The following is a 10,817-nucleotide window of genomic DNA, read 5'->3' as shown; positions in this document are numbered from 1 at the left end:
TTGGCAGCAACCGCACACGTGCGTATATTCCGACTGGAATATTCGACGCCGATCAGCGGCCACCGGACCAAGGGGGTCACGCATGGCGTGTTCCACACCGCTCGGACCGGTGGCGATCCTGGTGCTCGGCCTACTTCTGGAACGTCCGATGCATCCGTACGAGATGGTGCAGACGACCGTCGCACGTCGCGAGGACCGGCTGGCCAAGTTCCGGGCCGGCACGCTGTACCACGCGGTGGACCGACTCGCCGAGAACGGGATGATCGAGGTCCACGAGGTCCGTCGTGAGGGCAATCGGCCCGAGCGGACGGTGTACGCCATCACCGAAGCGGGGCGGCGAGCACTGACCGAGAACCTCGAACGCATCCTCGAGACGCGACCCGAGGAGTACCCGGAGCTCTACCTCGCCCTGTCCGAGGCGCACGGTCTGCCCAGGGAGCGGGTCGTCGAGCTCCTCGAGCGGCGGGTCGCGACCATGCGCGCCGACCTCGCCGACGTCGAGGCCGCCGTCGCGGAGTTCCGGTCCCGCGGCAAACCGGAGATGTTCTTCCTCGACGGGGGTTGCCGTATCGCCACGCTCACCGCCCAGATCGGCTGGCTCGACGACCTCGTCGAGAGGCTCCGCACCCGCCGCATCGAATGGCTCGACGATCCGGAGTCGCCGTATCGCGTGCCGACCCAGCCGGACTCCGCCCCGGCACCGAATCCCGGCGCAGACGCCGCACACCTCGCACAGAAGGTCGAGTAGAGATGACCCGTTCCACCCCTGACACCGGGGTCACCGGCTCCGAGGTGACGACGAGACCCTGGGCCGCGCTGATGGCGCTGTGCGTGGGTTTCTTCATGATCCTCGTCGACATGACGATCGTGGCGGTCGCGCAGCCGCGCATCCAGGCCGACCTGAACACCGACGTCAACGGCGTCGTGTGGGTCACCAGCGCCTACTTGCTGACGTATGCGGTACCGCTGCTCATCACCGGGCGCCTCGGCGACAAGTACGGGCCGAAGTCGATGTACCAGATCGGCTTGATCGTCTTCACGATCGCCAGCGTGTGGTGCGGACTGTCGGATTCGATCGGCGAGCTCATCGCCGCGCGCGCCCTGCAGGGCGTCGGCGCCGCGCTCATCACCCCGCAGACGATGTCGCTGATCACCCGCATCTTCCCGCCCGAGAAACGCGGTGCGGCGATGGGGATCTGGGGCACGGTCGCCGGTGTGGCCACCCTGGTGGGCCCACTGCTCGGCGGTGTCCTCACCGACTCGTTCGGCTGGGAGTGGATCTTCTTCATCAACCTGCCCGTCGGCATCGCCGGCCTCGCACTGGCCGCGATCCTGGTCCCGCAGGTCGAGACCAACGACCACCAGTTCGACTGGATCGGCGTGGCACTGTCGGCGATCGGCCTGTCCGCCCTCGTCTTCGGTATCCAGGAGGGCGAGAGCTTCGACTGGGCCGCCTGGGTGTGGGTCCTGATCGTCGGCGGGGTGATCTTCCTCGGCGTCTTCGTCTGGTGGCAGTCGCGCATCCGCACCGAACCGCTGCTCCCGCTCGGGCTGTTCCGCGACCGGAACTTCTCACTGGCGACCATCGGCATCGCGTCGATGGGCTTCGCGATGTCGGCCATGATGATCCCGCTGAGCTTCTTCCTGCAGCTCGTCGGCGGCATGACACCCACCCAGTCGGCGGTCGTGATGGTCCCGATGGCGGTACTGACCGGAATCCTGGCACCCATCGTGGGGCGCGTCGTCGATCGTGTGCACCCGCGCGCCATCGTCTCCACCGCACTCCTCCTGAGCGCGATCGCCGTCGGATGGCTGGGTGTCGTCACCCGACCGGACACGCCGGTGTGGATGATCATCCTGCCGCTGTGCCTGATGGGTGTCGCGTCGGCGGGGGTCTGGGCGCCCCTGGCCGCCACCGCCACCCGAAATCTGCCGTGGCATCAGGCCGGGGCGGGCGCCGGTGTGTACAACACTCTGCGCGTGATCGGTTCGGTGCTGGGGTCGGCGATGATCGGCGCCCTTCTGCAGTCCCGTCTCGCAGCCGAACTGCCCGGGATCGACGCCGGCGCCGCACAGGACGCCAGTGGCGCGAACCAGCTGCCGGAGTTCCTCCGCGAGGGTTTCGCCACGGCGATGGGTCAGTCGCTGTACCTGCCCGCGGCCGCCTTGCTGGTCGGCGTGGTGGCGACGTTCTTCTTCGTGCGACCCGCCCACCAGATGCCGACGGCCGCGGCCGCACCCGGCGGTCCCGCGGATGCCGCGGCGGGTAGCGCGACTCACAATGTGCCGATGACCGGGGCCTGAGCGCGCGTCCCACGATCTGTCGGGCACCGACCGTATGGTTTGTCACCATGCGGATCGTGCACACCTCCGACTGGCACCTGGGCCGGACGTTCCACGGTGTCGACCTGCTCGCCGACCAGCGTCGCGCGCTGACCCATCTCGCCGAGCTGGTCGCCGCCGAATCGGCCGACGCCGTGATCGTCGCCGGTGACGTCTACGACCGGTCGGTGCCGTCGGCCGACGCGGTGCGCGTATACGACGAGGGCCTCGCCGAGATCGCCGCTGCCGGTGCGCGCATCATCGTCACCTCGGGCAACCACGACTCGCCCACCCGCCTCGGCGCAGGGTCGGCGTTCGCGGCGGCCGGCGGACTGTACCTGCGGACCTCGATCGAGGCGATTGCCGAACCCGTCGTCCTGACCGACGAGCACGGCGAGGTCGCGGTGTACGGCATCCCGTACCTCGAACCCGACACCGCCCGGCGCCATCTCGGGGTCGAGGAGGTGTGCGGCCACACCGCGGTTCTCGACGCCGCCATGACGCGCATCCGTACCGACCTCGCGACCCGGCAGTCCCGATCCGTCGTCGTCGCCCACGCCTTCGTCAGCGGTGCCGCCGCGTCCGGTTCCGAGCGGTCGATCAGCGTCGGGGGAGTGGAAACCGTGCCCGCCGAGACCTTCTCCGGAGCCGACTACGTCGCCCTCGGACATCTGCACTCCCCGCAGTGCGTCACCGACACCGTCCGCTACAGCGGTTCGCTGCTCCCGTACTCCTTCGGCGAACGCACACATCGCAAGGCAGTGTGGGTCGTCGACCTCGACGCCGACGGGGTCGGCGGGATCCGCAGGCACGAACTGCCGGTCGTCCGCGAATTGAGTTCTCTGCGCGGGACTCTCGACGAGTTGCTGACCTCCGGGAGCTTCGCCGATGCCGAGGACCACTACGTCGAGGTGACCTTGACCGACGCGGTGCGCCCGCTCGACGCCATGCGTCGCCTTCGGGAGCGGTTCCCGCACGCGGTCCACGTGCAATGGGACCGCCCGCACACCGGTCCGGGGGTCGATTACCGCTCGCGGGTCCGCGGCCGCAGCGACGCCGAGATCATCAACTCCTTCATCGAGGACGTCCGCGACACCCCGACCAAGGGGGAGCGGGTGCTGATCGAACGCGCACTGCGCGCCGTCGTCGGCGAACCCGAGGCCGACGCCGGTGCCGACGGAGAGCTCGCTCTGTTCGCCCTCGACGCGTTCGTCGCCGAGACCGCGTGAGCACTGACGCCGTATGAGACTGCACCACATCCGGATTCGGGCGTTCGGCCCGTTCGCCGACGAGGTCACCGTCGACTTCGACGAGCTGGGCGCCGACGGCCTGTTCCTCCTGCACGGCCAGACCGGTGCCGGCAAGACCACCGTGCTCGACGCGGTGGCGTTCGCGTTGTTCGGCCGGGTCCCCGGCGCCCGCGACACCAACCGCCGACTCCACTCGGATCATGCTGCACCCGAGACGGTTCCGGAGGTCGAACTCGAGGCCACCATCGGTTCCCGGCGGTTGCGCATCACGCGATCTCCCGAACACGAGCGCCCCAAAAAGCGCGGCGACGGCAAGCGGAAGATCAACGCGTGTGCGTCGTTGGTCTGGGTGGACGGTTCGGGGCCGGACCTCACCCGTATCCCCGAGATCGGCGAGGCGGTCGTCCGCCTGCTCGGTATGAGCGCCGAGCAGTTCTTCCAGGTGGTCCTGTTGCCGCAGGGCGATTTCGCCCGGTTCCTCCGCGCGCACTCCGACGAGCGGGAGGAGCTGCTGGAACGCCTCTTCGACACCGAGCGTTTCGGCGACCTCGAGGACTGGCTCCGCGATCGCGCCCGCGAGAGCGCATCCAAGCTGGCCGAGCAGACCGGCACCCTCGACCGCATCGCCGGGCAGATCGTCGCGATCAGCGGCACCCAGGCGCCGGCCGAACCCGATTTCGACTGGGCCCAGGGGTGTCTCGACTCCGCCCGGCAGGCCGCCGAGTCCGCGCTGGCGGAATCAACCGCCGCGCAGGCCGCCGTCGAACAGGCCGAAGCCGCGTACGAACACGGCCGGCGCGTCGACGATCAGCGTCGCCGCGGACTGCAGGCTCGCGAACGGCTCGCCCGGCTCGTCGAAGGCGAGGCGACGCTGACGGCGGCCGAGCAGTTCCGCCGGCTAGCCCTGCGGGCGGCACCCATCGTGCCGCTCGCCGATGATCACGAGCGCGTGGACGCCGACGTGACCGCGGCATCCGACGCCGCCGATCGTGCGCGGGTGGCCCTCACCGAACTCGCCGAGGGCGCGACCCTGTGTGAATCCGACTGCGACGATGCCGCTCTCGTCGCGGCCGTCGACAGATGGACCGAGGAATCGGGCCGCTGGGAGCCACTGGCGAAGCGTGTCGCCGAGAGACCCCGGCTCGTCGCCGATCTCGATCGGCTGGAGAAGACGATCGCCGCTGCGGAACAACAGGCCACGGACATGCGGACGTGGCTCGAGGCGGCACCTGCTCGCCGCGACGAGGCGGTCGCCGCACTCCGGGCGGCCGACGAACTGCGTGTCCAGGCACCCAAGCTGCGTGCCGAACGGGACCACGCCCGCCGCGTCCTCCAGGCCTTCACCGATCGCGACCAGGTACTCGCGCAGCTGGCCGACGCCGAACAGGACCTACTCGACGCGCGGGAAAAGCACTCCGCCGCACGGGAACACCAGCTCGATCTCCGCGAACGGCGCCTCACCGGCATGGCCGTCGAACTCGCCGGTGCCCTCGTCGACGGGGAACCGTGCGTGGTCTGCGGCTCGGTCGGTCATCCCGCGCCGGCGACCGGCGACGCCGGCACCTCGGTGGGTGAGGCCGAAGAGAAGGAGGCCGCGGCCGCCGAAGAACGTGCGAGCGCGATCAAGGCCATCGCCCAGTCCGCGGTCGCCGCACTGCAGGAGCGCCGGGCCAATCTCGACGCCGTCATCGCCGGTGCCGACCGCGCCGCCACCCAGGCCGATCACGACCGCCTGGTCGCCGACCTCGCGGCAGCCGAACGGGCGGCCGCCCGTACACCGTCGCTGCAGGACGCGGTCGACCGCATCGACGCCGAGATCGCCGACCGGCGTCGGACTCTGGCCGATCACGACACCGCGCAGGCCGGACGAAGCGAACGACTCACCGCCCTGCGTGAGAATCTGAGCGCCCTCGACGCCGAGGTTCACGAGGCGACGGGCGGACGGATCGGGATCGCGGAGCGGCGCCGTGAACTCGCCGAGCTCTGCCGCCGCACACGGGATCTCCGCGAAGCCCGGCGTGAGCTCGACCGGACCCGCCGACGGCAGGCGGAGATCGCCGAGCGCCTCGCGACAGCCTGTGCCGACGCCGGGTTCACCGGCGCCGAGGAGGTCCGGTCGGCCGCCGCGTCGCAGGGGCAGATCCGCCAGTGGGAGAAGCTCCTCGAGGAGGCGGCGGCCATACGTGCCGGCGCCGAGGAGACCCTCGCCGACCCCGAGGTGTGTGCGGCATTGGAGGCGCCTGAGGTCGACGTCGCGGGTCTGACGGCGGATCTGGTGGCCGCACGCGCCCGACGCGACGATGCCGCCCGCGTGAATGCGGTGGCCGCGCAACGCCGTACCGACCTCGAGGAGTACGTCTCCGGCTTCTGGGCGGCTCTCGACGCACTCGCGCCGCTGAAGACCCGACACGAAGAGCTGCAGGGACTCGCCGAACTGGTGAGCGGGCGCGGACAGAACTCGCGACGCATGTCGCTGCGGTCGTATGTGCTCGCCGCCCGGCTCGACGAGGTGCTCGTCGCCGCATCCGGACGTCTTCGCGAGATGTCGTCGGGGCGTTACGAATTCGTCCACTCCGACGCCGCCGGTGTACGCGGTCGGCGCGGCGGCCTGGGTATCGAGGTCCGCGACGAGTACACCGGCGTGCTGCGCGCCACCACGACGCTGTCGGGCGGGGAGACCTTCTTCGCCTCGCTGGCCCTCGCGCTGGGTCTGGCCGATGTCGTCTCGGCCGAATCGGGCGGTCGGGTCCTCGACACGATCTTCATCGACGAGGGTTTCGGCACTCTCGACCCCGAAGCCCTCGATCTCGTGATGGGTGTCCTCGACGACCTCCGCACCGGCGGTCGCGTCGTCGGTGTCGTCAGCCACGTCGACGAGTTGCGGGCCCGGATTCCGGCTCAACTGCACGTCCTCCGCGGCGAACACGGGTCGACGCTGCGGGTGCAGAGTCCGCTCGGCGTGTCGTGAGCAGCCCGATTGTGATGTGCCGGTGAGCGTGCGCTAGTCTGGGTTCGCCCGATGAGCCCCCGTAGCTCAGGGGATAGAGCGTCTGCCTCCGGAGCAGAAGGTCGCAGGTTCGAATCCTGCCGGGGGCACCACAACTGCACAAACCCACCACTTTTGCGTAAACCCACTGCCTCCACGGTGGTGGGTTTACGCATTTGTGGTGGGTTTGCGCGCGTCACAAGGCGACTACAAGTCCCGGGTAAGCAGCTGGGCGCACAGTGACGGCAGTCAACAGACACCAGCCGTCAGGAGAGACCCGTGACCAGCCGTTCTTCCAGTCAGTCCACCGCCACCTCGACACCGGACCTCACCGGTATGAAGATCGCCCACCGCGCCATGCTCGACGACACACGTCGCTTCGCCGAGATCCTGGGCCGCATCGGTGCCGGTGAACCGTGCGACGACCGCCGCCGGCGAGCCATCGGCGACTATCTCACGCAGCTGTGTGCCTCGATCCACCATCACCACACCATCGAGGACGAGATCGTGTGGCCGATCCTCACCGCGTCGGCGGGAGCTGCCGTCGACGTGCGCGAGTTGCAGGACGATCACACCGAACTCAAAGCGTTACTGGCCGTCCTGGGCACCCATGTCGGCGGGTTCGCCCGTGCACGATCCGGCGACACCCGGGCGGCCGGGAACCTGGCCGAGACCCTCCGGCAGACCCACGAGCTGCTCGCCGAGCACATCGCAGACGAGGAGAAGGTGGTGTTCCCGATCGTCGACCGCTACGTGAGCGTGACCGACTGGGATCGGGTGGAAAAGGCGGCGCGCACCGGCGGGAAGATGAGTTTCGAGGCGCCCCGCATGTTCCGGCATGCCGACGCATGCGAGCTCGCCAAGATGCGAAAGGAAGCCGGACCGATCATTCGTGCCGTGCTCGGCCTGCTGATCCGCAGCTACGACAAGCGGGAGGCGATCATCGTCGGCCAAGCGCGGTGAGACCCGACTCGACCTCGGCCCGGACCTTCGCCTCGCTTCGACGGTGGTCGGCCGCAGCAGCGTGGTCGCCCAGCAACTCGGCGAGCTCAGCGAGTACGACATCCATCGGGCCGAACACGACGGATCCCGAGTTCAATCCGGCGACCGTCCCCGACCAGCGTCGTAGTTCGTCGTAGAGTTCGGCAGCAGCCTCGACCATCTGCAATCGGACCAGTGCCCGCGCGTGGAACACCGACATCGCGGTCCAGTAGAAGTCACGGCTGACCGGCGGGGCGGTCTCGGCGACGCGCCGCGCCTCGTCCGGGCGTCCTGCGTCGAGCAGCGCGACCACATACGGCCACGAGACCATCTGAGGTGCGGCGCCGACGACCACCCCGAGCGGTTCGACGAGGTGGGCCAGCGAACCGCGGAACCACCCGATCACCATCTCGCCGACCAGACCGATCTCGGCGGCATTGACGGCTCCGGCCGCTTCGAGTCGAGCGGTGAGGTCGCGGTACTCGCCTTCGGCCCGGTCGATGTCACCGCCGAGTGCCTCGAGCACGGCCGAGAAGGCGGAGAGCACGACGACGAGCTCACCGGCTCGACCTGCCGAAGCGGACCGGAGTCCTTGCTGAACCTCCGACGCAGCACCGGGCAGGTCGGTCTGCGCGGCCCGCGCCAGGAACGAGAAGAAGTGCGCGGCAGCCTGATACGCGAGAATTCCCGACTCCCGGGCGACTCGTGCGAACTCGTCGGTGAAGTCGGGGAGACCGGCGGAGGCGTCGGGTCCCAGCGCGGTGTACACGCGTGCATTCCACGCGGCACATAGCGCTTCGGGGTCGTCGTGCTGCGTCGCCGCCTGCACCGCCTGCTCGGCCAGTCCGATCGCGTGCAGGTCGTCGATGCCCTCCAGCTCGAAGACCGCGGACACCAGCAGGTACACCCGCTGCACGTCGGTGGCCCGGGGAAGTGCGTCCGTCATCGCCGCGATCAGCTCGGTGTCGGCGACCCGCTGGCGACGGATGGTCCAGATGACCGGCGCCCGCCAGCAGGTCAGCGCGGACATCACCAGATCGTCGTCGCCCAGGCCGCGCGCCAGATCGAGGGCCTGGCGTCGACGTTCCCGGGCCTCGATGGTGTCGTCGCCACGGAAGGCCAGGGCCGTCACCAGATGGGTCAACGCATCGACGAGGGCCCTGCGGTCGGCCGCCCTGGCATCGGCGCCCGCATGCCCGGCCGACTCGTGGAGGAGTACGGCAGACCGCCACGACTCGGCGGAATCGGCCTTGAACTCGGTTCGGAAGCGGGCCCGGGCTGCGCGCGTCACCAGCTCGATGGCGTGGTCGAGGGTGTCGGTGGCGACGCCCAGGGCAGCGTGGTGGGCCAGCTCGTCCGGGTCGGCGTCCGGGACCCGTTCGAGGAACTTCACGATCTGCCAGTGCAACCGGCGTTTGCGCAGCGCGGGCACGCTGTCGTAGACGGTGTCCCGGACCAGTACGTGATTGAAGTGGACGCTGTCGATGTCGGCGGTCAGCAGGCCGGCCGCAACAGCGGTGTCGACGGCGTCGAGAACCTCATCCTCGGCCGCGGCACCGCCGCCCGACCGGGACCACAGTGCGAGTACGCCGTCGATCGGTGCGGTGCGCCCGAAGAGGGCGGCGAGACGCAACACCGTGGCCACTTCCGCGGGCAGGCGCTGAATGCGTTGCAGCAGGACGTTTTTGACGCCGTCGGGAATGCCGTCGACGGCCTCGGACGGCCCACGGGAGGCGATCAGTTTCGCGAGTTCGCGGGTGAACAGAGGGTTGCCGTCGGTTCTGGATCGCAGCAGATCAAGGAGGGTCGCATCCACGTCGCCCAGTCCTACCGACCGGGCGAGCTCGCGTATGCCGTTGTCCGACAGGCCTTTGAGGTCGACGTGGTCAGCGGTGACCGCGGCGAGGGACGCCGTGGTCGCGAGCAGGTCGACCCCGGCCTCGGAGGCACGGTAGGTGACCAGGACCAGGATCGGTGACCGCGCCATCCACGTCACGAGCTGCCGAAGCACCTGCAACGTGGCGCCGTCGGCTCGGTGCGCGTCGTCGAGCACGAGGATCGTTCCCGGTGCGGTCGACCGGGCTGCGCAGGCGTCGACCATCCGGCGCGCGATGTCGAACGTGGTGTCGAGGCCCTCGGAGGTGTTCGAGTCACGCTGAACCGCCAACTGTTGCAGCATCTCCCGCCACGCCCATGCCGTCGGTGCACCGTCGACCTCCGGACAGTGGCCGGTGGCCCCGACCCAGCCGCCGGATTCCAACCGACCCACCAACGTCTGTGCGAGAGTGCTCTTGCCGCCACCGGCCTCCGCGCTGACCCAGACCACGCGCAGCCCGTCGGCGGCCGCGGTGTCGGCGTGGCCGCTCAACAGGACCAACTCGTCCTCGCGTCCGGCCGGTTCGCGGCGTTCGTCCGGCGCAGCCGTGGACGGACCGGGCGACGGCATCGCCGGAGCCGGCGTCTGCGGCACCGCGGGAGTGTCCAGCGAGGACGACTGCTGCAGGATGTCGCGTTCGAGTTGCTGAATCGCGGGTGCCGGGTCCACTCCGAGTTCGTCTGCGAGGTATGACCGCAACCGTCGGAGCGCGGCGAGGGCGTCTGCCTGCCGGCCCAGTCGATACAGGGCGAGGGCAAACAGGCGGAAGAACTCCTCCCGGGCAGGTTGGTCGTCGCACTCCGCGGCCAGGACCTGGGCCACCTGCGCCGCCCGCCCGTGGTCGACGGCCAGTGCCGCCCACTGTTCGATCGCCGATCGACGGAGGTCGTGTAGTCGCGCGACTTCGGGTTGTGCCCAGCTGTCACCGGCGAAGCCACCGTAGGGATCTCCGCGCCACAGCCGCAATGCGGCATCCAGCTCGTCGAGTCGTCGTTCGGGGGAGTCGGAGGCGGCCCCGGTGACGGTGGCTTCGAACTCCCACGCATCCACCGCGGCGTCGGGCAACCGCAAGGCGTACCCGGGTTGCTCACTGACGAGGACGGTGGCGGGTGCCCGGGGCGGACGAGACGGTTCGATGACGCGCCGCAGATTGGACACCTGCACCTGGAGTCCGGCCAGGGCCTTGGGCGGGGGCTCGCCGTTCCACAGGTCGTCGATCAATCGGTCGGTGGACACCACTCGACCGCGACCCGCGACCAACCGCGCCAGGACCGCGCGCTGCCGACGCGGGCCCAGATCGAGTGGCTCGGAGTCGAGTTCGCAGGAGAGCGAGCCGAGCACGGAGATCCGCAGCCTCGAACCGGCATCACCGGCCGGACCCGCGCCCCGAACCGCCATGACC

Annotated in this window: 6 protein-coding genes and 1 tRNA gene; 6 read left to right on the top strand and 1 reads right to left on the bottom strand. The window is 69.7% G+C overall.

Annotation, left to right across the window (positions count from 1 at the left end; genetic code table 11):
• Window positions 1–82 precede the first annotated feature (82 nt).
• The 6 genes from GONAM_RS05720 (at window position 83) to GONAM_RS05695 (ending at window position 7,521) form a co-directional block, all read left to right on the top strand.
• Window positions 83–748 carry a PadR family transcriptional regulator gene (locus GONAM_RS05720; protein WP_006865826.1) on the top strand — a complete coding sequence of 222 codons (666 nt, stop codon included), beginning with the start codon at window positions 83–85 and terminating at the stop codon, window positions 746–748.
• A gap of 2 nt (window positions 749–750) precedes the next feature.
• The gene (locus GONAM_RS05715) at window positions 751–2,304 is read left to right on the top strand and encodes a DHA2 family efflux MFS transporter permease subunit (protein WP_006865825.1); all 1,554 of its coding nucleotides are present in this window, start codon (window positions 751–753) and stop codon (window positions 2,302–2,304) included.
• 47 nt (window positions 2,305–2,351) lie between these two features.
• The gene (locus GONAM_RS05710; protein WP_006865824.1) at window positions 2,352–3,551 is read left to right on the top strand and encodes an exonuclease SbcCD subunit D; all 1,200 of its coding nucleotides are present in this window, start codon (window positions 2,352–2,354) and stop codon (window positions 3,549–3,551) included.
• A 13-nt stretch (window positions 3,552–3,564) separates the two neighbouring features.
• A complete protein-coding gene (locus GONAM_RS05705) occupies window positions 3,565–6,540 on the top strand; it encodes an AAA family ATPase (RefSeq protein WP_006865823.1) in 2,976 nt (991 codons plus the stop codon).
• A 55-nt stretch (window positions 6,541–6,595) separates the two neighbouring features.
• Window positions 6,596–6,671, top strand: a tRNA-Arg gene (locus GONAM_RS05700).
• 166 nt (window positions 6,672–6,837) lie between these two features.
• Complete coding sequence (locus tag GONAM_RS05695) at window positions 6,838–7,521, top strand: hemerythrin domain-containing protein (RefSeq protein ID WP_006865822.1); 684 nt, start codon at window positions 6,838–6,840, stop codon at window positions 7,519–7,521.
• Here the strand turns inward: GONAM_RS05695 and GONAM_RS05690 are convergent.
• On the bottom strand, window positions 7,499–10,813 hold the full coding sequence (locus GONAM_RS05690; RefSeq protein ID WP_006865821.1) for an ATP-binding protein: 3,315 nt from the start codon (window positions 10,811–10,813) through the stop codon (window positions 7,499–7,501). The two genes, GONAM_RS05695 and GONAM_RS05690, sit on opposite strands and share 23 nt — an antisense overlap.
• Window positions 10,814–10,817 lie beyond the last annotated feature (4 nt).

The organism is Gordonia namibiensis NBRC 108229 (genome assembly GCF_000298235.1).
Lineage (GTDB): Bacteria > Actinomycetota > Actinomycetes > Mycobacteriales > Mycobacteriaceae > Gordonia > Gordonia namibiensis.
Note: the sequence above shows the minus strand (reverse complement) of the source record. Positions and strands in the feature narration are given on the sequence as shown.

What these genes read in the sequence shown, in the direction of transcription:
- GONAM_RS05690 (WP_006865821.1), bottom strand. Translation starts at nt 10,813, where the DNA reads ATGGCGGTTCGGGGCGCGGGTCCGGCCGGTGATGCCGGTTCGAGGCTG.
- GONAM_RS05720 (WP_006865826.1), top strand. Translation starts at nt 83, where the DNA reads ATGGCGTGTTCCACACCGCTCGGACCGGTGGCGATCCTGGTGCTCGGC.
- GONAM_RS05710 (WP_006865824.1), top strand. Translation starts at nt 2,352, where the DNA reads ATGCGGATCGTGCACACCTCCGACTGGCACCTGGGCCGGACGTTCCAC.
- GONAM_RS05715 (WP_006865825.1), top strand. Translation starts at nt 751, where the DNA reads ATGACCCGTTCCACCCCTGACACCGGGGTCACCGGCTCCGAGGTGACG.
- GONAM_RS05705 (WP_006865823.1), top strand. Translation starts at nt 3,565, where the DNA reads ATGAGACTGCACCACATCCGGATTCGGGCGTTCGGCCCGTTCGCCGAC.